29 protein-coding genes are annotated in these 24275 nt (G+C 49.0%); 22 read left to right on the plus strand and 7 right to left on the minus strand.

Annotated elements, in window-relative coordinates:
* Position 1 precedes the first annotated feature (1 nt).
* On the plus strand, positions 2 to 1132 hold the full coding sequence (locus tag ACQUQM_RS02920; RefSeq protein ID WP_432472984.1) for a helix-turn-helix transcriptional regulator: 1131 nt from the start codon (positions 2 to 4) through the stop codon (positions 1130 to 1132).
* A gap of 50 nt (positions 1133 to 1182) precedes the next feature.
* On the opposite strand, the gene ACQUQM_RS02925 is transcribed toward ACQUQM_RS02920, so the two are convergent.
* Positions 1183 to 1938, minus strand: a complete 756-nt coding sequence (locus tag ACQUQM_RS02925) for a hypothetical protein (RefSeq protein WP_432472985.1) — start codon at positions 1936 to 1938, stop codon at positions 1183 to 1185.
* 277 nt (positions 1939 to 2215) lie between these two features.
* On the opposite strand from ACQUQM_RS02925, the gene pedF reads away from it, so the two are divergent.
* From pedF to ACQUQM_RS03030, 21 genes are all read left to right on the plus strand, one after another.
* Positions 2216 to 2659: a cytochrome c-550 PedF gene (gene pedF / locus ACQUQM_RS02930; RefSeq protein ID WP_432472986.1), complete on the plus strand. Its 444-nt coding sequence runs from the start codon at positions 2216 to 2218 to the stop codon at positions 2657 to 2659.
* A 5-nt stretch (positions 2660 to 2664) separates the two neighbouring features.
* A complete protein-coding gene (locus ACQUQM_RS02935) occupies positions 2665 to 3594 on the plus strand; it encodes a substrate-binding periplasmic protein (RefSeq protein ID WP_432472987.1) in 930 nt (309 codons plus the stop codon).
* Between the two features lie 74 nt (positions 3595 to 3668).
* On the plus strand, positions 3669 to 3953 hold the full coding sequence (locus ACQUQM_RS02940; protein ID WP_432472988.1) for a hypothetical protein: 285 nt from the start codon (positions 3669 to 3671) through the stop codon (positions 3951 to 3953).
* A 175-nt stretch (positions 3954 to 4128) separates the two neighbouring features.
* Positions 4129 to 5898 (plus strand): PQQ-dependent methanol/ethanol family dehydrogenase, encoded by a 1770-nt coding sequence (locus ACQUQM_RS02945; RefSeq protein ID WP_432472989.1) that lies wholly within the window; start codon positions 4129 to 4131, stop codon positions 5896 to 5898.
* Between the two features lie 740 nt (positions 5899 to 6638).
* Entirely contained in the window at positions 6639 to 6983 is a 345-nt protein-coding gene (locus ACQUQM_RS02950) for a VOC family protein (RefSeq protein ID WP_432472990.1), read from the plus strand.
* An 84-nt stretch (positions 6984 to 7067) separates the two neighbouring features.
* Positions 7068 to 7502 (plus strand): hypothetical protein, encoded by a 435-nt coding sequence (locus ACQUQM_RS02955; protein WP_432472991.1) that lies wholly within the window; start codon positions 7068 to 7070, stop codon positions 7500 to 7502.
* Between the two features lie 124 nt (positions 7503 to 7626).
* Complete coding sequence (locus ACQUQM_RS02960; protein WP_432472992.1) at positions 7627 to 8049, plus strand: GFA family protein; 423 nt, start codon at positions 7627 to 7629, stop codon at positions 8047 to 8049.
* Positions 8050 to 8133: 84 nt separating this feature from the next.
* Complete coding sequence (locus tag ACQUQM_RS02965) at positions 8134 to 8670, plus strand: GNAT family N-acetyltransferase (protein WP_432472993.1); 537 nt, start codon at positions 8134 to 8136, stop codon at positions 8668 to 8670.
* A gap of 96 nt (positions 8671 to 8766) precedes the next feature.
* Positions 8767 to 9180, plus strand: a complete 414-nt coding sequence (locus ACQUQM_RS02970; RefSeq protein ID WP_432472994.1) for a hypothetical protein — start codon at positions 8767 to 8769, stop codon at positions 9178 to 9180.
* Positions 9181 to 9474: 294 nt separating this feature from the next.
* Entirely contained in the window at positions 9475 to 9894 is a 420-nt protein-coding gene (locus ACQUQM_RS02975) for a VOC family protein (RefSeq protein ID WP_432472995.1), read from the plus strand.
* A 123-nt stretch (positions 9895 to 10017) separates the two neighbouring features.
* The gene (locus tag ACQUQM_RS02980; RefSeq protein WP_432472996.1) at positions 10018 to 10599 is read left to right on the plus strand and encodes an NAD(P)H-dependent oxidoreductase; all 582 of its coding nucleotides are present in this window, start codon (positions 10018 to 10020) and stop codon (positions 10597 to 10599) included.
* A 185-nt stretch (positions 10600 to 10784) separates the two neighbouring features.
* Positions 10785 to 11108 (plus strand): YciI family protein, encoded by a 324-nt coding sequence (locus ACQUQM_RS02985; protein ID WP_432472997.1) that lies wholly within the window; start codon positions 10785 to 10787, stop codon positions 11106 to 11108.
* Positions 11109 to 11364: 256 nt separating this feature from the next.
* Positions 11365 to 11805 (plus strand): hypothetical protein, encoded by a 441-nt coding sequence (locus ACQUQM_RS02990; protein ID WP_432472998.1) that lies wholly within the window; start codon positions 11365 to 11367, stop codon positions 11803 to 11805.
* A 93-nt stretch (positions 11806 to 11898) separates the two neighbouring features.
* Positions 11899 to 12630 carry an NAD(P)-dependent oxidoreductase gene (locus ACQUQM_RS02995; protein ID WP_432472999.1) on the plus strand — a complete coding sequence of 244 codons (732 nt, stop codon included), beginning with the start codon at positions 11899 to 11901 and terminating at the stop codon, positions 12628 to 12630.
* A 133-nt stretch (positions 12631 to 12763) separates the two neighbouring features.
* Complete coding sequence (locus ACQUQM_RS03000; RefSeq protein WP_432473000.1) at positions 12764 to 13450, plus strand: pseudouridine synthase; 687 nt, start codon at positions 12764 to 12766, stop codon at positions 13448 to 13450.
* 191 nt (positions 13451 to 13641) lie between these two features.
* Positions 13642 to 14013 carry a group I truncated hemoglobin gene (locus ACQUQM_RS03005; protein WP_432473001.1) on the plus strand — a complete coding sequence of 124 codons (372 nt, stop codon included), beginning with the start codon at positions 13642 to 13644 and terminating at the stop codon, positions 14011 to 14013.
* Positions 14014 to 14098: 85 nt separating this feature from the next.
* On the plus strand, positions 14099 to 14581 hold the full coding sequence (locus ACQUQM_RS03010; protein ID WP_432473002.1) for a GNAT family N-acetyltransferase: 483 nt from the start codon (positions 14099 to 14101) through the stop codon (positions 14579 to 14581).
* A gap of 222 nt (positions 14582 to 14803) precedes the next feature.
* Positions 14804 to 15124: a DUF2007 domain-containing protein gene (locus ACQUQM_RS03015; RefSeq protein ID WP_432473003.1), complete on the plus strand. Its 321-nt coding sequence runs from the start codon at positions 14804 to 14806 to the stop codon at positions 15122 to 15124.
* 103 nt (positions 15125 to 15227) lie between these two features.
* Positions 15228 to 15785: a pyridoxamine 5'-phosphate oxidase family protein gene (locus ACQUQM_RS03020; RefSeq protein WP_432473004.1), complete on the plus strand. Its 558-nt coding sequence runs from the start codon at positions 15228 to 15230 to the stop codon at positions 15783 to 15785.
* A 38-nt stretch (positions 15786 to 15823) separates the two neighbouring features.
* A complete protein-coding gene (locus tag ACQUQM_RS03025) occupies positions 15824 to 16354 on the plus strand; it encodes a DinB family protein (RefSeq protein ID WP_432473005.1) in 531 nt (176 codons plus the stop codon).
* 313 nt (positions 16355 to 16667) lie between these two features.
* The gene (locus ACQUQM_RS03030; RefSeq protein ID WP_432473006.1) at positions 16668 to 17189 is read left to right on the plus strand and encodes a cytochrome P460 family protein; all 522 of its coding nucleotides are present in this window, start codon (positions 16668 to 16670) and stop codon (positions 17187 to 17189) included.
* A 140-nt stretch (positions 17190 to 17329) separates the two neighbouring features.
* On the opposite strand, the gene ACQUQM_RS03035 is transcribed toward ACQUQM_RS03030, so the two are convergent.
* The 6 genes from ACQUQM_RS03035 to ACQUQM_RS03060 all read right to left on the minus strand — a co-directional run bounded on the left by ACQUQM_RS03035 (position 17330) and on the right by ACQUQM_RS03060 (position 24259).
* Positions 17330 to 18223: a DMT family transporter gene (locus ACQUQM_RS03035; RefSeq protein ID WP_432473007.1), complete on the minus strand. Its 894-nt coding sequence runs from the start codon at positions 18221 to 18223 to the stop codon at positions 17330 to 17332.
* A gap of 77 nt (positions 18224 to 18300) precedes the next feature.
* Positions 18301 to 19485: a GGDEF domain-containing protein gene (locus tag ACQUQM_RS03040; protein ID WP_432473008.1), complete on the minus strand. Its 1185-nt coding sequence runs from the start codon at positions 19483 to 19485 to the stop codon at positions 18301 to 18303.
* A gap of 528 nt (positions 19486 to 20013) precedes the next feature.
* Positions 20014 to 20607, minus strand: a complete 594-nt coding sequence (locus ACQUQM_RS03045) for an indolepyruvate oxidoreductase subunit beta (protein ID WP_432473009.1) — start codon at positions 20605 to 20607, stop codon at positions 20014 to 20016.
* Complete coding sequence (locus ACQUQM_RS03050) at positions 20604 to 22469, minus strand: thiamine pyrophosphate-dependent enzyme (protein ID WP_432473010.1); 1866 nt, start codon at positions 22467 to 22469, stop codon at positions 20604 to 20606. Before ACQUQM_RS03050 ends, ACQUQM_RS03045 begins: the two co-directional genes overlap by 4 nt.
* Positions 22470 to 22729: 260 nt before the next feature.
* Positions 22730 to 23119, minus strand: coding sequence for a GFA family protein (locus ACQUQM_RS03055; RefSeq protein ID WP_432473011.1), 390 nt, complete (start codon positions 23117 to 23119; stop codon positions 22730 to 22732).
* 312 nt (positions 23120 to 23431) lie between these two features.
* Positions 23432 to 24259, minus strand: a complete 828-nt coding sequence (locus ACQUQM_RS03060) for a LuxR C-terminal-related transcriptional regulator (protein ID WP_432473012.1) — start codon at positions 24257 to 24259, stop codon at positions 23432 to 23434.
* Positions 24260 to 24275: the final 16 nt, after the last annotated feature.

Below are 24275 nucleotides of genomic sequence, written 5' to 3' on the forward strand. Positions count from 1 at the left end.
AATGGATAACCGGCAGTTTAACCAGATAATTGAATCTATTTACCAGGCTGCGATTCAACCGGATCAATGGCCTGATGTACTGGCGCTGATTAACCGCTTTATTCCGTCGACTGCGGCAGGGCTGTTTATCCAGAATATTTCGACCGGCGTAATGACCCCGATCCCCTTTCTGGGAGTCGGTGATGAGTGGCTGCAAAGTTACAGCGAGCATTATGGTTTTGTGAATCCTGCTTTTTCGGATGAAGATATTCTGCAACCGGGCACTATTTTTACCGAACAACTGTTCAACGAGATACATCAGGACCCGGATTATTATCACAACACCGAATTTTACCAGGAGTGGATGAGACCGCAGAATTTTCATCACACTTCCGGTGGGGTGTTGATTGCCGATGGTGATCACTACGTCAGTTTCACCCAGATACGCTCAGCAGCCCACGGTCAATACAGTGATCGGGAGATGGAGCTACAGACCCTGCTTGCGCGCCACCTGTGCAAAGCAGTACAGCTGTCCGGCACTTTTGAAAAACTGCAATATCGACTGCGTAATGCAGAGCAGCTGCTGGAAAGTATGGGGCATGGGATAATAGCGCTCGATCAGCATGGCCGGATACTGGAGAGTAATGCTGTTGCCTCAGGTCATATCGATAAAACAGCTGGCCTGACAATTCAGCAGGGCAGGCTGATGGCTGTAAATAGCAGCGATCAGCAGCAGTTGGCGATAGCACTGAATCAGGCATTTGCACAGGCGGGGGCGGTGCAGGAAATTCCGATCCGATTACAGCTTACCGGCTGTAGTTCACTGTTTTTGATTCTGATGCCAGCGACCGCACAACACCGTTCTCAACTTAAGGATCTGACCGCGATCCTGATCATCAAAGATGTGCAACAGTGCCGACCTCTGAGCGTCGATTATCTGCAATCCGCCTATCGGCTGACCGCAAGCGAAGCCCGGCTCACTCAGCAGTTGATGAATGGCAATGAGTTGAAAGTTGCTGCAATTGAAGCCGGTATCTCTTACGAAACGGCTCGCGGCTATCTCAAGTCTATATTCGAAAAAACCGGAACCCGGCGCCAGGTTGATCTCATTCTTCTGATGAATTCCGATCCTGCAGGACGATTTAAAACCTGATAAAAAGAACTGGATAAATGCCCCGCTCATAAACTGATCGGGGCATTTGCTCAGGCTCCCTCAGGGTGGGGGTATTTATAGTCACTCCCTGCCGGGCAGGCTGATGAATCGACGCCTTTCTGATCTCGGATTAATGCTCTTATCCTGGCGTCATTCTTATCCCAGCAGATTCTGACAAACTGGTAACTGACAACGGTGTTGTTGGCTATGTTGATGGTTTGATTGTCAGTGCTGTTCATCGTTACTGATAGGTTTGCCAGGTTGGTATCGCCACTGAGTCTGATCTCTTCAATGCCAGCTTCCAGAGAACCTTCAAACTGCCGGGTCCAGTTATGATCGAAGATAATACCGGCGGTGGTAATAAACCGGATCTCGGGGTTTCGTATAGCTTCTGCAAACTCAGGATCACTGAGATAAAGTTTTTCTATCTCCCGGCGCAGGGTGACAAGGTCGTATATCTGCAGGAAGGTAATCTTGTATTGTCCCTGCTGCGTCCAACTGGCACCTGCTTGGACCTGTCCCAGTTCGGCAATGCTTGCCGACAGATTTTCCAGACCGGTGCTGCTGTCTTTATCGATAGTTACGGTGGCAACATGGCGGGTTTCAATGTTGTTCCAGTTGGGAACTCCGAAGCGTTGAAACTGGTTGATGCCGTGGCGTAGCCTGACACCGTATGAGCCGAGCAGCGCGTTGGCAGCACCCTGAGTACGGTAGCCGCCCATCAGTTTTTCTGTTTCAGGTTGCTTTTGCCAGCTTGAACAGCCGCTAAGCAGTACGGCAGAGATCAAAATCGGGAGTGTTTTCATAACAAATTCCTTTTGTCGCAGTGGCTAAAATCCATTCATATGTAGGTATAGCCGATATTTCAAACACTTGCTTAAATCTGTGCGGCAAAGCCATCTCTGCTTGTTTCAGGCTACCCATCTCTGGCTAGTACCAAGGTACTGCTTTTTCAGAGCCAAAGTAGAATTCAGGTGCTTTACCCTGCCGTTTTATTATGTCCCTAAGTGCAAAGTACCCGTGATAAGACGTGATTCTTTGGGACAAAAGGTTTTTAAAACTCTAATAAAAATGGTGATGTGAATGATTAAGCCAACTAAAACTCTGGGTGTTGTTGCCGCAGGTGCGCTGTCTGTACTGTTGTCGGCTCAGGTTATGGCTCACGGTGATGTGACTCCGCAAAACGTAGATGTTGCAGGTCTGACAGCGTTAGGTGAAGAGTGGGTGGAAGAAAACCCGTATCGTGCAGATTATGAAAACCATGCTTTAGCAGTGGAAATCGGTGCCTCTGCATATACTCAGAACTGTGCCCGTTGTCATGGTCTTGAAGCGATCTCAGGTGGTATAGCGCCCGATCTGCGTTTCCTTGAACCGGGTATGGAAGGAGATGAGTGGTACAGCTACCGGGTACAGAATGGTGCCGTACGTGATGGTCGGGTATATATGCCGAAGATGGCGGAGCACCTGAGTCAGGAAGCGCTGTGGGCGATCCGTGCCTGGTTAGAAACCCAGCCGGTAACTGAGTAATAACGGTGAACAGGTTGTTTGCCACCCTCACACTTGCCGGCAGTCTGGCTATCTCCCTGTTGATCGGGGGGATGCCTGGCTCAGCCCTGGCGCGCAGCTATGACGATGTGATCGCCAGCAGGACGATCGCTATCGGGGTCTATAAAGACTTCCCGCCTTACTCTTATATGCGCGATGGTAAGCCAGCTGGTGTTGATGTCGAGATCGGCCAGCGTATCGCTGATGCTTTCGATCTTGAGATGAAAGTGCACTGGATTACGCCGGATGAGAATCTGGAAGATGATCTGCGTAACAACGTCTGGAAAGGCCATTATCTGGACAAGGATGAGGCAAATCCCCTGGCGCTGAAGAATCTTGCCGATGTCATGATGCGGGTACCTTATGACCGGGAATATGCTTTCAAACGCGGTGATCTTGATTTGCTGATCAATGATCAGGTGGTGCTGTTCGGGCCCTACCAGCGAGAACGCTGGCAGGTAGCGTTCGACAGTCGCAAGATCGAATCGGTATCCACAGTCGCGGTATTTCAGTATCACCCCATCGGTGTTGAGGTTGATAGCCTGCCGGATTTCTATCTGACGTCGGCCTTTGCCGGGCGAATGCGCAAGCATACTCATCACTTTCCTAATATCCGGGCCGCTTTTGCTGCTATGGAACAGAGTAAGGTTGACGCCGTAATGGGGATGCGTGCCGAGGTGGACTGGCTACTCAGTGATTCTGACGAGAGCGCTTTTAAACTGGCGGAAAACGGTTTCCCAATGATGGGTAAGCAGCAATGGGATATCGGTATGGCGGTTAAGCACAGCTATCGTCAGCTTAGTTATGCTGTTGAAGACGTCGTTGATGGTCTTATCCGCTCCGGAGAGATGGCTAAGATCTATGCCGGTTATGGCCTTAGATATGAATTGCCTGGTTTGTACCAGGACGTTCAGTAATGAATTCAATGAGATGTACAGTCAGCCCCGCTGCTAGCTGCGAAGCAATGATCATTCAGAACAAGAGCAAGCCTATGAAGACCACTACACTGGGCAGGATTCCGGTGCTGAAGGACGAGTGCCAACTGTATTTTGACGGTAAGCATGATCGCTGGGTACTGAAAGCGCCGCAGCAGGCGGTCTTTCTGGATAAGCTCACGTTGCTTGTTCTGCAGGCCTGCGACGGGTATTGCAGTGAGCAGCAGATCATCGCTTCTGTGGCAACTTTTCCTGAACTGGGCGGAATCAGTGAAAGGGATGTCAGTGACATATTGGCAGAGTTTGAACAACGCGGCTTTATCCAGGTACAGGCGGCCTGAAAGCGCTATCCGGCCTGCATTCAAATGAGTATTACTACTAAGTAAGTATAAAACTCCTTCCCCCGGTCAATTGTTGTAATTGACACAAACTTTAAGAATTGGGGTAGGGCTGGGAAAGCGTATCCGGTCCACCTGAGAGCCAAATAATAAAGACATCCTTTAAAGGAGCATTGCAATGAAGAAGTTCGGCTGCAGTAAGAATTTTGCTGTCACAGCATTGGTGGCGGCAATGTCACTATCGGGTCTGGCGCAAGCGGGCGTATCCGATAAAGACATTCTTAATGACCAGATGACTGTAGAAGATGTAGTTTCTAACGGCTTGGGCCCTCGCGGTCAGCGATTCAGCCCGTTGGATATGATCAATACAGAAACAGTAGAGCAGATGCGTCCGGTATGGGCATTCTCTTTCGGTGGTGAGAAACAACGTGGTCAGGAATCACAGCCGATGGTGAAGGATGGGGTTATGTATGTAACTGCTTCCTACTCCCGGGTATTTGCCGTGGATACTAAAACCGGTGAAGAGCTGTGGGAATACAATGCGCGCTTACCTGACGGTATTATGCCTTGCTGTGACGTAATCAATCGGGGTGTGGCACTGTACGATGATCTGGTGATCTTCGGTACTCTGGATGCCAAGATGGTGGCGCTGGATGCCAAGACCGGTAAGGTTAAATGGAAGAAAAAGATAGCCGACTATAAAGCGGGCTATTCGATCACCGCAGCACCATTGTTGGTCAACGGTAAGCTGATTACCGGTGTATCCGGTGGTGAATTCGGTATTGTCGGTAAAGTTGAAGCATACGATGCCAAGACCGGCGACATTCTCTGGACCCGTCCTACCGTTGAAGGCCATATGGGCTACATCTGGAAAGATGGCAAGAAAACAGAGAACGGTATCTCCGGTGGTAAAGCGGGCGAGACATGGCCGGGTGATCTGTGGAAGAGCGGTGGTGCAGCAACCTGGCTGGGCGGCACCTATGATCCTGATACCAACCTGATGTTCTTCGGTACCGGTAACCCGGCACCTTGGAACTCGCACATGCGTCCTGGTGACAACCTGTTCTCCTCTTCACGTCTGGCGATCGATCCGGATACCGGTAAGATTGTATGGCACTTCCAGACCACGCCACACGATGGTTGGGATTATGATGGCGTAAACGAGCTGATCTCCTTTGATTACAAAGCTAACGGCAAAACCGTTAAAGCTGCAGCAACCGCAGACCGTAACGGCTTTATGTATGTCCTGAACCGTGAGAACGGTGATTTCATCCGCGGTTTCCCGTTTGTTGATGAAATTACCTGGGCTAAAGGTCTGGATAAGAACGGTCGTCCAATCTATGACGAAACGATGCGTCCGGGTAACCCGACTGCCGGTGAAGATGGTAAGAAAGGTTCTGTAGTCCGTGCCGTACCTTCCTTCCTGGGTGGTAAAAACTGGATGCCGATGGCATACAACCAGCAGACTGAACTGTTCTATGTGCCGTCTAACGAATGGGCGATGGATATCTGGAACGAGCCTACCGCATATAAGAAAGGTGCTGCGTACCTGGGTGCCGGATTCACCATCTCTGCTCTGAATGACAGCCATATCGGTGTGTTGCGGGCGATGGATCCGAAGACCGGTAAAGAGGTATGGCGCTACCAGAACTACGCTCCGTTGTGGGGTGGTGCGCTGACAACTGCTGGCAACCTGGTATTCATTGGTACGCCTGAAGGCTACCTGAAAGGCTTTAATGCCAAGACCGGTGAGCTGAAGTATGAGTTCAATACCGGTTCCGGTATCGTCGGTTCGCCGATCACCTGGAAGCAGGATGGCGAGCAGTATATCTCCGTCGTATCCGGTTGGGGTGGTGCGGTACCACTGTGGGGTGGTGAAGTAGCTAAGCGCGTTAAGCACCTGAACCAGGGTGGTAGCGTATGGACCTTCAAACTGCCTAAGTCTTAAGACACGGCTTTCGTTTGACTAAAAAGACCGGCGGTTAGCCGGTCTTTTTTTGTTTGTTAAAAACCGAGGCCAGACCGGAAGGTAAACCTTCCTCGCTAGACCGCCGCTTTGCGGCTGGCTAGAACCCACTTCGTGCTTGCTAGTGGCTAGAAAAATCAAAACAAAAAACTTCTTAAAATGGAATACGCCAGGGCAAACTCAGCACTCCGTAAGAACTGTAGGTTGGTCTGAGTGAAACGAAGCCCAACATGACTCTCCGGTAAGGGAAACGAAACAGCAGTGGCTAGATCGCGTCTGCGCCGCTAGCCAGAACGGAAGGCTAGCCTTCCTGTTTAGTGGCTAGAAAAATCAAAATCAAAGGCAAAAATCTTCTTCAGTCGCTCTCTCGCGGCCATCATATTTCCTGAACGGATACACAGTTAAGTTTTGATTCACGACAGTTGTTGCGCGTTTACACGACAGTTGTTGCGCGTTTACACGGCAAGCATGCGCGTTTGTATCTGGCAGTTTTGCAGAAAAGTAATTAGTATCAGTGAGTTACGAATTTGTGCATCGGAGCTTATGCGCAACGTAAAAAGAATAACGCGCATGCGCGTTTTCATGGAATCACTGGAGATGGATTTTGCTTACTAAGCCTTTCGTATCAAAAAGTTATTGTTCTATTTCAGAATTTTTCAGTCCGTGCATATGCGCATGCGCACAACTAAGCTGTTAGGCGATACAGTTATTAAGGAGTAGCAATGAAAGTTCACTATTTAGAAATTGTTTCTCATGATGTGGATGCAGCGTGCAAAGCATATGAGGTAGCTCATTCCGTCAGCTTTAGTGAACCAGATGAATTTCTCGGCGGAGCGAGGACATGCACTTTACTTGATGGCTCAATCGTTGGGATACGGGGACCTCTGCGAGATACGGAAGAGCCCGTAGTTCGCCCGTATTGGCTCGTAGATGACATCGAACAAGCCGTAGCGAACGTAGAGGCTGAGGGAGCAAAAATAGCTGTACCACCAATGGAAATTCCAGGGAAAGGGAAATTTGCAATCTATATTCTTGGATCTAATGATCATGGGCTCTGGCAACTTTGATTTGCATCGCCTAACAAGCGCATGCAGAGCGACCTCCAAAAGGCTACGCCTTTTGTCGGCGCCTGATGCGGGGCGTTAGGTGCTATGAATAAGCCAACTAAGTCTCAATGGGGAACCATAGAAAAGAACAACCTTGATGCAGAAACGGCATTTAAGAATTTCATTGGTAAGTCATTTTCTGAAGCTGAGGAAATGTTTAAAGAAAATGCCTACTACTACCAAGAAGATCTTATATCCATGCCGGCCGTAGCGTTTAATTATTATGCTCCAGCTTATGCAAATTATGTTGTGTCAAAATCATCGAAGGATGACTCAGATGGAGCGTCATGCTTCTTACATATGGTGATTGAGCTTCTGGAAAGTAATAGGAATCTGGCCACGTATGAAACACTAGAGGTTTTATTACAGGCGGCAAAGTTGGTTTCTGAAAGGCAAAATTTTTATGATGCAGATGTCAGCATATATGGGGAGTTTGGCTCTCTTTATAATAAAATCGTGCAACTTTATAGTTGCACCTAACAAGGTGGTGTTGTCGCCTTCGGTTGGGACTGCCATTCCGCTGGCGCTCCATGTCAGCCCCAAACCACGGCGTTAGGCACTATTTGAAATGAGTGGTACAAACGGAAATCGGGGTTAATGAAAAATGAGTACTCCTATATCAGGGCGCTGTCGGTGTGGTGAAATAGTCTACGAGTTTTCATCTGAGCCGACACGTAAATACCTTTGCTACTGTCGGGATTGCCAGTACTTCACAGGTACTGACAAGATCTTTGTTATCAGTGGCCCTCGAAACACATTCAATCTATGCAGCGGCAGTCCCGTAAATTACGATGTGGTTGCAGATAGTGGCGCTACAATTACCCGGTCTTTCTGTGGTTGTTGCGGCAGCAGCCTCTTTATCTACCCGAAAATTGACCATGTATACTATTTTGATGAAGATGATGTGATCTGTGTCGCTGCTGGTACTCTGGATGAACCGAATAAATTTAGTCCAGACTTTGCAGTTTTTGTGTCCAGGGCTCCAGCATGGGCGACTTTCCCTGAAGGAATTGAATGCCACCCATAGCCCAGCGCCTTTAGTGTTGTAATAGCGGGGGGGGGGGGCTATGTGTCCGTATTTCATGGCAATAAATGAGGTTTGGTTAACAGAATGAAGATTTCTACCTTTAGTGCAAGCCAGTCTCAGGATGTAATAAATCTCTTTACTGAAGTGTTCTCTGACTCTGAAGGGCGGGACGAAGGTGAATCAATTGGTAGCCTGGTGTCCGATCTGATCAGGACGACTGCTGAACACGACATCCTGGGCTTCGTTGCTGTTCTGGAAGAAGAGATAGTCGGTTGTGTATTCTTCACCCGCCTTAGACTTCCGAGTGGAAAAGTCGCATTTATTCTATCGCCTGTTGCTATTGTTACAGAACAACAGGGAAAAGGGGTAGGCCAGCAACTTATCAGGCAGGGTATTGAAGAGCTGCGTTTCAAACAAGTCGACCTGGTATTCACATATGGAGACCCTGCATTTTACTCTAAAGTGGGGTTTCAACAGGTCAGTGAAGATATTGTAAAAGCACCTTTAAAACTGACACAGCCCGAGGGTTGGCTTGCCCAACCGCTACAAAGTGGCGTTATGATTACAGTGGAAGACTCATCTGAATGCGTTAACGCATTGAATAAACAGGAATATTGGTGAAAGCACATAACAAGCCGCCAAATTCGTTCCGTTTCGCGTCACCGGCTGTCCACTGTGTTCGCTCCGTAGTGAACCTTCTTATCCAGTGACCCACCTATGAACGTAATCATCCAGCAAGAAGAGACCGGTTGTGGCATCGCCTCGGTGGCAAATATTGTGGGCCTGTCCTACGCCGCGGTAAAGGCCAGAGCGAATGCGATGGGTATTTTCGCCAGCGATGATAGCTTGTACTCCGATACGGGGTATGTGCGCCGGTTGCTACTGGAATATGGGGTGCAGTGTTCAGACAGCGAGATTCCCTTTGTCTCCTGGCAGGCGTTGCCGGATACTGCGCTACTGGCGATAAAGCATCACTATGAAAATGGCCTGCCATTCTGGCATTGGGTGGTGTTTAAGCGCGTTCAGGGTGTGCCTGTGGTATTAGATTCCGCAGCCTATCTGGACAGCAATGAAAGAACTGATTTTCAGGCCATGCAGCCAAAATGGTTTATCGGGATATCACAGAGTTAAGCGATGAGCTATGAGCAGCGCATCAGAACCGGGGGTATCATCCTTGCCAATACATCTGATGGGCTGAGCTGGAGCGCACTCTTCTGGAAGATCCGTTTAATATTGCTGAAGTAGCCCGGTACGACACAGAAGAGTTTGTGCCTGCTATGGTGGCCTCAGGTTTTGAGGCTTTAAAGGATTTCGTATAACAGGACTTTCAGCCTTTGAAGATAATTGGAGCTATAACCTTAACCGGATCTCCCTGGCTGTTATTGTGAGCTTTTTAACTGATCGTTATACCTTCAGGAGTGACGCGTGACGAAATTAGAACATGCAAATATTACCGTACCGGATATTGATGAGGCGATCAGGTTCATTCAGATTGTTGCCCCGGATTTCGAGGTACGAAAGGATGTAATTCCAGCAGCAAGTTATCGCTGGGCTCATATCGGCAATGATGAATATTATTTTGCCCTGCAGGAGCCGCATCTTGATGCAACGCCGCAGCAACCGCGAAAGTCATATAAGAATTTTGGCGTGAACCATATAGCGCTGGTGGTTGAAAATCTTTCTGAGATTGAGACAAAGTTGGTGGCAGCGGGTTATAGGCGGAGTATAGATACGCCAACTGAAAAACACCGAAAGCGATTGTATTTCTTTGATCGCTTTGATTTTGAATGGGAGTTAGTTGAATACAGTTCCACTAAGCCGAGTGAAAAATTCCTGTATGAGTAACATTAGAATATGCGTGTGCAGGAGTCGCTATTGCGGGAGGGAGGCTTTTGCTTTGCACTTGTCATTAGTTACATCAAGATTCATGGCTGCCATGGGGCACATTAGATTATTAGGGGGATCTGAGTGAACTGTCTGGTCGTATTGGCACATCCATTAGAGAACAGCCTTTGTCGTTACTTCGCGGATGAAACCATCGAACATCTGAAGAGCAAGGGGTATGAAGTAACGGTTAAAGACCTGTATCAGGAAGCCTTCGATCCAGTGTTAACCCGGTCTGAGAGGCAGAGTTATTATGAAAACCGGTTCGATGCGAGCAGCTTGAATACTGAGATTACTCAACTCAGGGCTGTCGAGTCTCTGGTGCTGATATTTCCGACCTGGTGGTTTGGCTTTCCGGCAATTCTAAAAGGCTGGTTCGACAGAGTGTGGGCGCCAGGGTATGCATATAACCATGCATCAGATCTTGGTGCTATCACCCCCTGCCTGGATAATTTGAAAGAAGTTAACGTGGTCACAACGTTGGGTTCGCCATGGTGGGTTGACGTTTTGGTTCTTTGGAAGCCAGTGCACAGAGTACTGAAAATTGCATTACTCGGGCCTTGTACCAAGCGTTGCAGGTTCAGAATGTTATCGTTCTATAAAAGTGAGAACGCATCTCAGACGAGGGTTGCAAAGTTTGTCGATAAAATTCGTTCCAGCTTCTAATCTGTATCTGGAAAATCTTCCAGTCAAACCTATCAGTCTCTGCTGATGTGTTGCGTGATATTGAAATTGAACGGGTTGTCTGGCGGGTAGTGGTAGACAGATTATGATGTTAGACCTAGGGTCTAACTAATAGTTAACGACGAGTTTAACTTCAAGAACTGTCTGCGTGAGCAAAGGAGAATGAGATGCCTCAGTACATGATTACTTATCTGGGTGGCAATCAGCCAGCAACTCCGGAGGAGGGTAAGGCGCATTTTGCCAGGTATATGGAATGGTTGGGTTCCATTGGTGATGCGGCTGTCAGCCCGGCAAATCCGCTTAAAGATACCTGTACAGTAAACCCTGACGGTAGCGTCACCACTGGCGGTACAACCACTATGTCAGGTTTTACTATTGTGGAAGCTGATTCGATGGCGTCAGCGCTGGCGATAGCAGAGGTCTGTCCTTTTCTTGATATCGGTGGATCACTCGAGGTATCGGAGCTGATGCAGATGCCGGGCGGGAATTAGGGACTAAATATCGTTGCTCGTTGCTCGTTGCTCGTTGCTCGTTGCTCGTTGCTCGTTGCTCGAAAAAGCGAAAAACTTTTTTAATCCCCGGCTATGTGTGGTGCGGTTTTGTACTTTGTAAGCCTCCCGGTTTGCGACGAAACTCGCAGTTATGTAGTAAAGGGCTTAGGTGGCAAAGGCTTTGGTGTAAAAGAGATGTGGCGGTAAAGAGATTATGTGGCAGAGGCTTAAAGCATTCCTTTTTGGGAAACCTCCTATGGCAATGGAACATGGCTATTTTGGCACAATGCTGTTTATGGCCGATGATGGTTCTGGAGACGAAGGTTCCGGTGATGACGGCTACTGGGAAGCTGAATTGTCCATCGCAGCGGCTAAAGAGCCGCTGACTATTCTGATCAATGCACCTGGATCGGGACCTGATGCGGCTCAGGTTGCTTTCTGTCAGCAGGTATTAGCTGATCCGGATGCCTTGTTTGATAAGTGCTGGCCGATCTTCGAACCGGATTTTGAACAATGGACCGGCACCGTGTTCAGCGGTAACTGGCAGGATGATTTCGAGCTAATGAGTATTGAAATACCCCGTCACGCTGATACGTCTGAAGAGTGGGCAGTGGGTTACTACGTCGACGCTGCCAATCACTATTTCACGGCACGGTTTATTGATGGTAAGCCTTGTTACAACGAGATCGATGGCTGATCCTGCAAAGTAAAAACTAACCGACGATTACACTGTAGCGTAACGATATAACTAACATGATACTCTCTCTATCTTTATAACAGGCGCTAAACAATGACAATTCTTGTAGTAGGCGCAAGCGGAGCGACCGGACGGCTGCTGGTGCAGCAGTTGTTGAACCGGGGGCGCGAGATCAGGGTTATAGTACGATCGCCTGATGCACTACCTGAAGAGATCAGAAGTAATGCGAACCTTTCTGTGATTGAGGCGAGTGTGCTTAATCTTAGCGATGCAGAGATGGCCCGGCATGTTGAAGGTTGCACTGCTGTTGCTTCGTGTCTGGGCCATACCTTGAGCTTTAAAGGTATTTACGGCCAGCCGCGCAGGTTGGTGACCGATGCGACTCATCGCTTGTGCAATGCTATCCGGGTAAACGCGCCAGAACAGCCGGTTAAGTTTGTACTAATGAACACTACCGGTAATCGTAATCATGATTGTCACGAACCGATTTCATTTGCTCAACAGTGTGTGCTTGGATTATTGCGTCTGTTATTGCCGCCGCATGTGGATAATGAACAGGCGGCGGATTACCTGCGTACCCAGATTGGTCAGGATGATAACCAAATAGGCTGGTCTGCGGTTCGCCCGGATGGGCTGATCGATACGGGTGAAGTGAGTGAATATGAGTTATATCCGTCACCGATCAGAAGTGCGATCTTTGATGCGGGGAAAACGAGTCGTATTAATGTCGGGCACTTTATGGCTGAATTGATTTGCAATGATGAGGTCTGGCGCAAGTGGCAGGGGCAGATGCCGGTGGTTTATAACAAGGTAGTAATTGAATAAAAGTAATAGAAGCAAAAGTAATAGGGTTAATCCTGCCCCGATCTGTTGCTGAAATTCGTCCGTTACGGGTTTTACTTGTTTCCGGTTAATATCGATAATTCCGCTTTCGAATATTCTTCTGGTGTTACCTGCTATGCGTCTCGATAGATTTATCTGTAAAAGCACTGAGCTGAGCCGAAACGAAGCCAGGGCTTTTATCCGTGCCGGTGAAGTGAGAGTTAATAGCGAGGTTGTGGCCAGCGAATCGTCCCAGGTACATGAGAATAACTCTATTACGCTTGCTGGCGAAACGCTCACACCACGCCCCTCACGTTATATTATGCTGCATAAGCCCCGCGATACTGTCTGCTCGAATATCGATGAGGCCTATCCCTCAGTGTTTAACCTTCTTAATGTAGATAAAGCCAGTGAGCTGCATATCGCAGGACGGTTAGATGCCGATACTACAGGTTTGGTGCTGATTACCGATGACGGTCGCTGGTCGTTCAATATCATTACCCCGGAAAACCAGTGTGAGAAGGTCTATCGTGTGGGGCTGCGTGATCCAGTCGCAGATGATACTGCTGCCAGGTTTGCGGCGGGTGTTCAGTTACAGGGTGAGAGCTCACTTACCCTGCCCGCCGGATTAGAGGTTATCAACCCCAAAGAGGTGTTTTTGACCATAACAGAGGGTAAATTCCATCAGGTAAAGCGGATGTTTGCGGCGGTTGGTAACCGGGTAGTTGTCCTGCATCGACAGAAAATAGGCGCTATTAACTTAGATGTTGAACCGGGCCAGTGGCGCTACCTAACCTCAGATGAGATCGGGTATTTTAAATGATCCGCCACGGATCACCGTAATTTTTGAGGCACAGATTGATCGAAGAGTTCGTACAAATTGATGTGCTGCTTGGAGGTTTCTGGGAAAGCTGACTAATATCAGGTTTAGATGGAATTGCGCATTGAGGTTTACTCAGGCAGTACTCTGCGCACTGAAACGTCATTGTTCTACCTACAACCCAGGAGAATAAAATGTCTGAGCAATCATTGTACGAGCGTTTAGGTGGCTACGCTGGGATTACCGGATTTGTTGATGATCTGTTGCCCCGTTTGCAGACTGATATGCAGTTGGGCCGGTTTTGGCAGAATCGCGGCAGCGATGGGATCGCAAGAGAGAAGCAGCTGCTGATCGATTATCTGTGTAACAGTGCTGGCGGGCCGGTCTATTACACCGGCCGGAATATGAAGCTAAGCCACGCGGGGATGCACATCAGTGAAAGCGACTGGTCGATATTTCTTGGCCATGCTGCAGATACGATGCGGGTGTTGAGTGTACCTAAGCAAGAGTGTGATGATATTGTGGCATTTGTGTTGAGCCTGAAAGACGACATTGTCGAAGCCTGAACAGATTGGCGGATATGATGCAGAGAGGCCAGGGCAGGCTTACGTTGTTTTAACGTTTTCCTGGCGACTGAAAATGGAGAAGTGCGTGTCCGCAATTGAAATCCGGCAGGCTACGGTGAATGATTCCAGCCTTATTCTCAGGTTTATCACCGAGCTGGCTATTTATGAAAAAGCAGAAAATGAAGTTATAGCGACTCAGCTGGATATAGAGAACTCGTTGTTTGGCAGTGACTCAACGACCTCAGCTGTCATCTGTAGTATCAATAATGAACCGGTCGGTTTTGCGGTTTACTTTTTTAACTATTCAACCTGGCTCGGCAAGCGCGGACTGTATCTTGAAGATCTGTATGTGTCTCCGCAATACAGGGGCTCCGGTGCCGGTAAGGCTATCCTGAAACATCTGGCAGAAACGGCTCTGGCCAATGATTGTGGCCGCTTTGAGTGGAGTGTGCTTGATTGGAACGAGCCCGCGATTCAGTTCTACCGCTCTATCGGAGCCAAAGCGCAGGATGAGTGGATAGGTTACCGGCTGGAGGGGAGTTCTCTTGAGGCGTTTGCCAACAGTTGAGTTGCAGGATTAAGTGTTGTGGAATAAGCCAATGGCAAGAACAATTGACAGATTTACTTTGGCGGTACTTAAAGTTTTAGTACGGCCTTTAGTGAGTTAAGTTTGCCAAAGCTTAAGTTCGTAGGCGTTCCCCGAATAACTGGTTTTTCAGCCGTGATTGGCATCGTCGCACCAGGCGCGGTATGGTAATCAGGACGTTATTTATCTCTGACAGGGATTGAGATGCAGGAAATTTACCGGGCTGCGGATATAACCGAAGCACATATCATCGCCGGTATGCTCGATGCCAGTGGCATTGATAGCCATGTTGGCGGCCACTATCTGCAAGGTGGGGTCGGTGAGCTTGGGGCAATAAATTTCGCTACTGTGTCGGTGTCTGAAGAAGATGCCGTACGTGGCCTGGAGCTGATCAGGGAATATGAGCAGGCTGCTGAAACACCCGTCAGGCTGAGTCAGAGCGAGGGGATAAAGCTCTCTCACTATATGTTCCTGCCACTTGTAGTTTTACTGATATGTTTTGTAATCTATCTGATAGCAGTTTGAATCGGCGCTCAATTATGCTGTGGCGGTGACTGTTTCATCTGGGTTAAACGATCTAATCGCAGAAAACGGATATTGAGAAGTTTTGTAAACATGGAGTTTTAATATGGGTGATCAGTTCAGGCCGCTGGATGATAAACAGATCAGTTTTATCCGGGATCAGCAGTTGTTTTTTGTCGGTACCGCCGGTGCTGAAGGCTTTGTTAATGTCTCGCCGAAGGGGATGGATAGTTTCCGGGTACTGAGTGAAAACCGAATCGCCTGGCTTAACCTAACCGGTAGTGGCAATGAAAGCGCCAGCCATGTGCTCGAGAACCGGCGCATGACGGTGATGTTTTGCTCTTTTGACAAAACGCCGCTAATTCTGCGTTTGTATGGCAACGCGACTGTCGTGCATGAACGTGACCCGGAGTGGCAAGAGCTGGTCGGGCTGTTTCCGGATTTTTCCGGTGCCCGGCAGGTTTTTCTGTTGGATATCGAAATGGTACAAACCTCCTGCGGCTTTGCTGTCCCCTATTTTGAGCCGCAAGGTGAGCGGCCGACACTCGCCCGCTGGGCAGAGAAGAAGGGTAAGGAGGGTATTGTTGAGTTCCAGAAGAAGCATAACCTGAAAGACCTGAATGGTCGGGGTACAGGGTTGTTTGAATCGGAGCTGAGCGAGTGACTAAAGCCTTGAAAGCAGGGGCCTCGAACACGGGGGCCTTGAAAGCACATTTTGAGTTGTTAGCCGGTTACAACCAATCGATGAATGAACAGCTGTATCACGCGGCTTCAATGCTGGACGCTGAGCAGCTTGGTGAGGACCGCGGCGCTTTCTTTGGCTCGGTTAGCGGTACCCTGAATCATCTTCTGGTGGGCGATATCATATGGCTCAAACGCTTTGCTGAGCATCCGGTGGGGTTTGCATCACTGGAGCCTGTTCTTACTTTTCCATCGCCTGCGGCACTGTCAGAAATACTGTTTAGCGATTTTACAGAGCTACACCGTGTCAGGATGGTGCTCGATACCATTATTCAGAGTTTCGCCCTGGAGGCACGGGAAGAGGATTATGCCGTCGCTTTGGCATATAACAACACTAAAGGGAAAGCCTTCGTGAAACCCTTTGGTTTTCTGGTGCAGCATCTGTTTAACCATCAGACCCATCACCGCGGCCAGATAAGCACTCTGCTCAGTCAGTCCGGTGTCGATCCTGGAGTGACTGACCTGCTAATGTTGATACCGGATGCAGATTAAACCGTTTTAAACATCAGTCATAGCAGTTTGTTCAATAAAATTAATAGCCTAGCGTGTTATTTCATGCCTGTTATATTTGCAATTGGCTAATGAAAAAGTTATTTTTCAGGTTGATTTCATGTGCCGGTAATAGCATTCGGCTTTCGGGAGCGATATTAAGTGCTTACCGATTTTCAGCGAATGCAGGTGGATGATCTCAATGGGTCGTCGTGTAATTTAAGATCATGGATTGATCACTTGAGAATCATATTCTTGTATTCAATAGTAGGCAGAGAGTCTTCTTTTCAGGCTCTGCCATAAGGGGAAAAATAATATGAAACCCAGTAGCTTTATTAAAGCAGGTCTTTTTCTGACAGTCAGTGGCCTGGTGGCGGGCTGTGCTTCGGCTCCGGATTATTCAGGTGATACGGATAGTCGTTGGGCCGATTTTAAAAGCTGGACCAAAATTACCGAGGGGCGAACCGGTACCGGTGATCCTACCGGTCTGGTAAGTGGCGTCCATAAGGGCCGTGAAGGTTACCGGGATGTGTATGTTAACGATGTAGGTTTGGCGACCAATCAGGGAACTGCGCCTTATAAATACCCGGTCGGTTCTGTGATTGTGAAGGAACAGTTTGATGATCTGGCCGCTTTTAAGGCGCAAAAACCGACTGATTTGACGATCATGGTAAAGCTAAGGGACAGCGCGACCCCGGATGCCAAAAACTGGGGCTGGGCTGCAGGTTATGACGGTAAACTGGAAGAGACCAATGCGTTTTGTAGTGGTTGTCACTCGGTTGCCGCTAAGGATGATTTCGTTTTCACCAATGAAGATTTCCTGAAAAAATTCCACTAAGGCATTGAACAGCAGATTGTTCACCTTATGCCAAAAAAATACCCATATCGGATGATATGGGGATTTTTTTATATCTGATTTTAACCGGTTAGTTGTAACCGAAGCGTAGTAATGGTCTGGCGGGGCTTAATAGCCGTGCTTCAGGTCGGGTTTTGCTGGTGGCGACGTGACAGGTTTAATTGCGACAGAATCATTCCGGCCAGCATCAGGCAGCAACCGATTATCGCACGGTTGCTGAACTCTTCATTAAGTAACCACCAACCGCCGATGACTGCAAAAACGGCTTCCAGACTCATGATAATCGCGGCATGTGAGGCAGGTGCATCACGCTGGGCAACAACCTGCAGGGTATAAGCAATGCCCACTGAAAACAGGCCGGCATAGGCAATGGGCTGCCAGGCGGCAATTATATTCGCAAGCGACAATGTATCCTGTTCAAACACCAGAGCAACCAGCAGGCTAAGCAGGGCGCAGATGAAGAACTGGATTATCGCCAGGCGCAGGTTGTCCAGTTGGCCTGCCAGCTTGCCGATAACTATCACGTGTCCGGCCCAGAACAGGGCGCTGGCGAGCACCAGCAGGTCGCCGGTATTTATGCTGAAGTTATCGCCGACACTCAGATAGTACAATCCCATTACCGCAATAATTCCGCCTAGCCAGGTATTGATGCGGGTGGCGAAGCCGATAAGCAGGCCCATAATCGGTACGATAATAATATAGAGTCCGGTGATAAATCCTGCATTACCGGCAGAGGTATAGAGCAGGCCAGCCTGTTGCAGGGAAGCTCCTGAAAACAGGAAGATGCCGGCCAGGGCGCTGCCTTTTGTCATTCTGAGTCGGTCGGTAGAACCGGGCTTAGGTTTAAAAAACAGTAGCAGGGGGAGCAGCGATACTGCGCCCAGCAGGAAGCGACTGGCGTTAAAACCAAAAGGACCGAGATAATCCATGCCCAGACGTTGCGCAACAAACGCAAAGCCCCAGATTGCAGCAACTAACAGCAGGATCAGATCGGCTCTGATGTTTCTATTTTCCATGGCGATTCCGTTACAAAAGACCGGCTCAAAACAGCAGGGTATTGTAGGTATCTCAGTACCATTAGCAATACATTAGATCAGGGACGGGTATCCGTACCGCTGTTAAGACTTATATTTCTCTGGTGCCTTACCCGCTTGACCTGATTCATCCGCTGTTCTGCGCTCAGCAGCAGTCGTTTTATGTTGCACTCATCATCTGGTGCAATAGCTCTGCCAAAGCTGGCCTGAATGCTTAGCTGCCGATGTGTCAGGGGAATGGGCTCAGCGAGTTTTTCCGAAAGCGAATCGATCAGTTTTTCCAGTTGCTCTTCGTTATCCAGGTTGGCGACCAGAATGGCAAAACGGTCGCCGCCAATGCGTGCCGGAATATCTGATTCACGGATGTTATTGACCAGGCGACCTGCGGTTATCTGAAGTACAAGGTCAGCTTGTTGAGTGCCAAACTGGTTATGAATTTTACTGAAGTTATCGACATCGAGAATGATCAGACCGACGCGCTTCCGAATCCGGTTGGCATTAGCGATGATGAGCTGAGCTGATTCGTTGAACAGTCGCGTATTATAGAGCCCGGTAAGCTGATCGTAGAGGGCGTGTTTGGTTAGCTGATTGCGGGCGGTGAGGTGATCTTCGATCTCATGCTTGAGCAGCAGTCGGTGAGAGATCTCTCGTATCGCGGTATGGCTGAGGCTGAACGCTTTTGGCAGCGCCACCAGGATAGCGATGGCAAGCAGCAAGAGAAACAGTGAGGCCACCTGCTGATCGTTATGCAACAGGTAGATGGCCATCGGTAACAACAGACCAGCGGTGTAGATGAGATAGTATTCCGGAAATGTGGTCATGCTGAGTAACGACATACACCAGATAAAAATGATTATAGTGAACATACAGACGCTCAGTGCCAGGTCTGCTTCTGTCGGGATAAGAAATGGCGATAAACCATAGAGAACGGCGCAACACGAGCCGATAAAAAGGCGCAGCTTAAGCCAGCCCTGGATCTGTGGGTAGGATTCTTCTGGGTCGTAAATCCGATCACAGATCATCATTGCTGAAACGACGATAGCAAGGGCCAGCAGCCATAGGATAAGCGTGAAAGGACTGGTCTTGGCGAGCCAGAGAAACAGCGAAATGCAGGCTGCGCCAACCAGCACCATAGGGACATTGAAACGGCAGTGTTGGTGAAAGACGGCAACCCTGTGGCAGAACATCTCCTGCTCAAAAGCACCATCTGTCCGAGAGAACAGAAGAAAAAGATTGTTATACATAAGCATCCATGCTTGTTGACCTGATAACTGTACTACTCACGCTACTTCCTGAACGTGAAAGAATCTACTGACAGTTTTATAACATCTTGAGCTGATATAACAACTATTCAGGGCATATGGACGCCAGTTTAGCGTCTAAGCAGGTGGTAACGTCTCAATGGGTGATAACGTCTAAATAGGTGATAGTGTCAAAACCGGAACATCAGTAACCGAATCCGACTCTCATCGTCGTGATAAAACCGAATAGAAACATACACAGTGAAAATGTACCGTAGAGGAAGGCAAGGCGTTTAAAAATATTACGGACTATTCTCATCAATATTCCAGTGTTAAAACCGCACCGGTTAGCCGGTACAGATACGATTGAGGTTTGGGAAGGTCAAACTAAAGCTGATTAAATTTTAATCAGTTGCTGTTCTGATGCCAATTGAAAAAAATTCAGGTGGGACTGTTGGAAGAGATGAGCCATCCGGTGAGAACCGGATGGCTGGTTGCTTGACTGATTAATGAAATCGCTGAAAAAGCTGATCAGTTAAATGCTGTACGTCCCAGCTCGAAGGCCTGGCGGTTCAGTTCCACCAGGGCGCTACCCTTACGGGCGAATCTGGATAATATAACATCCTTCAACACATCGGCCTTGAATGGCAGGTGCTCTGAGATGGCGCCAAGCATAATAGTATTAACCAGACGTCGGTCGCCCAGCTCAATAGCTGCTTCACCGGCATTGAAATGGTGCAGGTTAACCTTCTCAGCGCGCATTTTACCGATCGGGTCTTCCGGATAATCGAACAGGCCGATTGATACTACTGGCGGCTCCAGCGGATAGCTATTGATCATCGCTACCGCATCTTTTTTCAGATGGGTATGCCAGCGCAGTGCTTCAGCAGGTTCGAAAGCGATCATCATGTCGGCATCACCGGGCTTGATCGAAGGCGACAGGACTTTAGTGCCGAAGCGGACGTGAGAGGTCACTACGCCGCCCCGTTGTGCCATGCCGGCCACTTCAGTTTTCTTGATGTCGTAACCGAGTTCCAATGCTGCTTGCGCTAAAACATCGGCGGCGGTCATGACACCCTGGCCGCCGATACCAACGACTAAAATGTTGGTTACCTGATCGCTCATGATTTTACCTCGATTGCGTTGATCTTATTCACATTGAATGCCGGCACGATAGCATCCGGTGCACAGGTCCCGGTACAGAGGTTACAGCCTGTGCAGGCCGCAGTGTCTATGTTTACGAACGCCAGTTCTTTTTCCTTACCGTTGGGTTTTACAACGGTTTCACGGCGAGTTACCAGAATCGCCGGGCAGCCGATATCCAGGCAGTTGCTGCAACCGGTACACTTATCATCTTCTACTTTCAGCGGCGGCAGCTTGCCATAGCGCTCAGTCAGCACGCACGGCTGGTTGGTGATAATCACGGATGGTTCTTTGATCTTAGTTTCAGTGCGCAGCGCCTTAAACAGCGTTGGCAGCTCATAAGGATTAACCTCGTGAATCCGCTCGGACTTAACGCCCAGGGCTTCGCAGAGTTTACGGAAATCAACCTGCATGGTTTCTTCACCATGGATATTCTTGCCTGATGACGGCGCATCCTGTCCACCGGTCATGCCGACTGCGCGGTTGTCTAATAGCAGAATAGTGACGTTACCTTTGTTATAGGTAATATCCAGCAGGCCCTGCATACCCATATGGAGGAAGGTTGAGTCACCGATAACGGCGAGAATGTTCTTGTTTTTATCTTGTTCTGCCCGGCCTTTGTCCAGACCCTGGGCGACACTCAGTGATGCACCCATACTGATCGTAGTATCCAGAGCGTTCCAGGGATGACCGGCTCCCAGAGTGTAGCAACCGATATCGCCGGCGATAATCGTATTCTTAACGTGGGACAGGCAGTAATAGATTCCCAGATGCGGGCAGGCAACGCACATCGTTGGTGGGCGTGGGAATACCTGAGTTGTTGGAATCAGATCAGCATCGGTTTCTTTGCCCAGCAGTTTATCGATGCAGGGTGTCAGTACTTGTGGAGCCAGTTCGCCAATTCTTGGCAGCAGATCTTTACCGTACACTTCAATACCTGCAGCGCGCAGTTCGGTTTCCAGCAAGGGTTCAACTTCTTCGGCGACGATCAGTTTGTCGACGCTCTCAGCGAAACGGCGAATGCCTTCAATAGGCGCCGGATGGCTGAAGCCGAGTTTATAGATCGGTGCGTCTGGATAAGCTTCTTTTATATGGTAATAGACCGCGCCGGAGGTGACGAAACCGATACTGCTGTCGCTGCCTTCTTCAATCCGGTTCAGGGGATGATCAAGAGTCGCCTGAGCCAGCACCTTATCGCGTTCCATCATCAGCGGGAGGCGGTTCTTGGCATTACCCGGCACCATTACAAAGCGCGCCGGATCTTTCTCGAAGCCCTTGGCGGTATGTTGTTCCGGCTGATCAGTAACGACCACGCCTTTAACGTGACAGATTCGGGTCGTCAGACGCACCATGACGGGGACGTCATACTGCTCTGACAAGCCGAATGCAATGCGGGTCATTTCGTAGGCTTCCTGGGCATCGCTGGGTTCCAGTAACGGAATGTGGGCAAAGCGCCCCCAGTAGCGGGAATCCTGCTCGTTTTGTGAAGAGGACAGACCAACATCGTCGGCAACAATAAGAACCAGACCACCGACTGCGCCGATCAGGGTTTGCGTCATCAGTGCGTCGGAAGCAACGTTTACGCCAACGTGTTTCATGGCGCACAGCGAACGACTACCGGCCAGTGACGCGCCGATTGCGACTTCAAGGGAGACCTTCTCATTGATCGACCACTCGGTATACATCTCCGGATACTGGGCGATAAATTCCAGAATCTCAGTTGATGGCGTACCAGGATAAGCGGCGGCAACTTTACAACCGGCATCGCGTGCTGCCTGAGCAACCGCCTCATTACCGGATATAAACTGACGCTGGCCCTGCAGGGCGGGTTGCTGTGCGTTCAAGGCAGGCTCCTTCAAGTCGTTGTGTGTCAACCTGATATGTTTTTTTAGTATTCAAGCTGAAAAGTGAATCATAAGTCAGGGAAGTCTATCCCGGAGCCTGTTTTTGAAGGCTGATCTGGATCAATAAAGAAGGGGCTATGGCAGGGCGTAACACTAAAAGGGTAGAAGAATATTGCTGAAACTGGGATTTGAAGAACAAATATTGCGTTAGGGTTGGTGGTATTAGTAATTATTTTGCTGTGGACTATTCTCTTGGTTCATCAGTCACTTTGCTCATGTTGCGGCAGATCGCTGTTGATCGAATACCAACTGGCTTTATCCGAAACCCAGATATGGCTTTGCTCTTTACTCTGAGGATCATTATCGAGGGAGCCCAAACGCAGAATAATATGAGGAGTGTTTTCCCGTTTTGCATAAATCTGAGTGCCGCAGTTGAGACAGAAATAACGTTGCTTGCCCGGCGATGACTCGAAGTGATTCAGGTGCTCTGCACCGCTGAGTTCAAAGTCGCTGTCCTGCACCGCCGCCACGCTTGAAAACGCACTGCCATGGGCTTTGCGACAGGTCTGACAGTGACAATGCACGATGTCACCCACTTTACCTGTAATGCTGTAGTTTACTTTGCCGCACAGGCAACTGCCTTTGATCATGATAATTCCCCAGAGTTATTCTCTTCTGATAAGAATATCAGCTTACGAAGTGGGGCGGTGTATTCCAGAAGAATATGAAAATAGGGGTGATGCTGTAGCTCGCTTCCAACAGAAGGCATATGGATTGTTGGGCATTGATGCGCTAACACCAACTTACGATCTTTTTTAGGAGCGACCCTAGCATGCCCCGTCGGGTACCTCGTCGCGAGGATATACAGAGTGCTAAACCAATCGCCACGAGGGCGTGGCTCCCACATATCTGAGTCTTTAAGCTTTTTCTAGCCACTAGCAAGTCGCGTAGCGACGTCTGGCTTATAGGGCGGTAGCCGTCGCTGTCGGATCCAGTTCTTTCAGGTGGGCCAGAAACAGCGTGAAGATTTCAGACTGATTGGAGGTATTTAACCGGGTATGGATATTTTTGCGGTGCACCTTAACGGTACCGAGGCTGATATCCAGCATGTTGGCAATCGCCTTGGATGAGTGACCCTGCAGGATCAGGCCGGAGATCTGCTGTTCCCGTGGTGTCAGTACGCCGCTGCCGAAGCTGCTCAGTGCTTGCTTCATCGCGCCTGCCGATTTCTCATATTGGACGTATTCCTGGGACTGGGAGAACCAGAACTGGCGGATCAGCGAGTTGATGATCGGGTACACTTCATTGAGCCGGTTAAGTTCTGCCCGGGTGATAGTACCAAGACTGGTACGGCGACCCAGCGAGATGGCGCAGGTGATTTTGCTATCCAGTTCGATAACCAGATTAATCTCATCCACCAGGTCAAAATCTTTGTAGCAACTCTGATAGTACTCGGTGGTTTCGAAAGAGTCCGGTGCGATCTCGATCAGGCGGCTGACACCCTGGCCAGCACCGTCCTGAATCGCGTTAAACAGCGGATCAAGGATGTAAGCCCGGTTGATATAGGTATGCAGCGTCATGCTCTGTTCTGCAGGGTTGGTCGGATGCAGAATGATCGGTTTAAATGACTTTTTAAAAGTCACCATCAGCATAGTGTCAAAGTGACACATGTTGTGCAGAAACTGTTCCAGCACTTTAGGGAAGCTGGGCAGGCGAATATGGTCGATCAGGGAAGCAAGGTCCTTTTGCCACTGGGCTGAAGTCATATCATGTCCGGATTTATGAAACATGGTCTGCCTCCCGATG

This window comes from Amphritea sp. HPY, assembly GCF_050870985.1.
Taxonomy (GTDB): Bacteria; Pseudomonadota; Gammaproteobacteria; order Pseudomonadales; family Balneatricaceae; genus Amphritea.

What these genes read in the sequence shown, in the direction of transcription:
- ACQUQM_RS02920 (WP_432472984.1), top strand. Translation starts at nt 2, where the DNA reads ATGGATAACCGGCAGTTTAACCAGATAATTGAATCTATTTACCAGGCT.
- ACQUQM_RS02925 (WP_432472985.1), bottom strand. Translation starts at nt 1,938, where the DNA reads ATGAAAACACTCCCGATTTTGATCTCTGCCGTACTGCTTAGCGGCTGT.
- pedF (WP_432472986.1), top strand. Translation starts at nt 2,216, where the DNA reads ATGATTAAGCCAACTAAAACTCTGGGTGTTGTTGCCGCAGGTGCGCTG.
- ACQUQM_RS02940 (WP_432472988.1), top strand. Translation starts at nt 3,669, where the DNA reads ATGAAGACCACTACACTGGGCAGGATTCCGGTGCTGAAGGACGAGTGC.
- ACQUQM_RS02945 (WP_432472989.1), top strand. Translation starts at nt 4,129, where the DNA reads ATGAAGAAGTTCGGCTGCAGTAAGAATTTTGCTGTCACAGCATTGGTG.
- ACQUQM_RS02950 (WP_432472990.1), top strand. Translation starts at nt 6,639, where the DNA reads ATGAAAGTTCACTATTTAGAAATTGTTTCTCATGATGTGGATGCAGCG.
- ACQUQM_RS02955 (WP_432472991.1), top strand. Translation starts at nt 7,068, where the DNA reads ATGAATAAGCCAACTAAGTCTCAATGGGGAACCATAGAAAAGAACAAC.
- ACQUQM_RS02960 (WP_432472992.1), top strand. Translation starts at nt 7,627, where the DNA reads ATGAGTACTCCTATATCAGGGCGCTGTCGGTGTGGTGAAATAGTCTAC.
- ACQUQM_RS02965 (WP_432472993.1), top strand. Translation starts at nt 8,134, where the DNA reads ATGAAGATTTCTACCTTTAGTGCAAGCCAGTCTCAGGATGTAATAAAT.
- ACQUQM_RS02970 (WP_432472994.1), top strand. Translation starts at nt 8,767, where the DNA reads ATGAACGTAATCATCCAGCAAGAAGAGACCGGTTGTGGCATCGCCTCG.
- ACQUQM_RS02985 (WP_432472997.1), top strand. Translation starts at nt 10,785, where the DNA reads ATGCCTCAGTACATGATTACTTATCTGGGTGGCAATCAGCCAGCAACT.
- ACQUQM_RS02990 (WP_432472998.1), top strand. Translation starts at nt 11,365, where the DNA reads ATGGCAATGGAACATGGCTATTTTGGCACAATGCTGTTTATGGCCGAT.
- ACQUQM_RS02995 (WP_432472999.1), top strand. Translation starts at nt 11,899, where the DNA reads ATGACAATTCTTGTAGTAGGCGCAAGCGGAGCGACCGGACGGCTGCTG.
- ACQUQM_RS03000 (WP_432473000.1), top strand. Translation starts at nt 12,764, where the DNA reads ATGCGTCTCGATAGATTTATCTGTAAAAGCACTGAGCTGAGCCGAAAC.
- ACQUQM_RS03005 (WP_432473001.1), top strand. Translation starts at nt 13,642, where the DNA reads ATGTCTGAGCAATCATTGTACGAGCGTTTAGGTGGCTACGCTGGGATT.
- ACQUQM_RS03015 (WP_432473003.1), top strand. Translation starts at nt 14,804, where the DNA reads ATGCAGGAAATTTACCGGGCTGCGGATATAACCGAAGCACATATCATC.
- ACQUQM_RS03020 (WP_432473004.1), top strand. Translation starts at nt 15,228, where the DNA reads ATGGGTGATCAGTTCAGGCCGCTGGATGATAAACAGATCAGTTTTATC.
- ACQUQM_RS03030 (WP_432473006.1), top strand. Translation starts at nt 16,668, where the DNA reads ATGAAACCCAGTAGCTTTATTAAAGCAGGTCTTTTTCTGACAGTCAGT.
- ACQUQM_RS03035 (WP_432473007.1), bottom strand. Translation starts at nt 18,223, where the DNA reads ATGGAAAATAGAAACATCAGAGCCGATCTGATCCTGCTGTTAGTTGCT.
- ACQUQM_RS03040 (WP_432473008.1), bottom strand. Translation starts at nt 19,485, where the DNA reads ATGTATAACAATCTTTTTCTTCTGTTCTCTCGGACAGATGGTGCTTTT.
- ACQUQM_RS03045 (WP_432473009.1), bottom strand. Translation starts at nt 20,607, where the DNA reads ATGAGCGATCAGGTAACCAACATTTTAGTCGTTGGTATCGGCGGCCAG.
- ACQUQM_RS03055 (WP_432473011.1), bottom strand. Translation starts at nt 23,119, where the DNA reads ATGATCAAAGGCAGTTGCCTGTGCGGCAAAGTAAACTACAGCATTACA.
- ACQUQM_RS03060 (WP_432473012.1), bottom strand. Translation starts at nt 24,259, where the DNA reads ATGTTTCATAAATCCGGACATGATATGACTTCAGCCCAGTGGCAAAAG.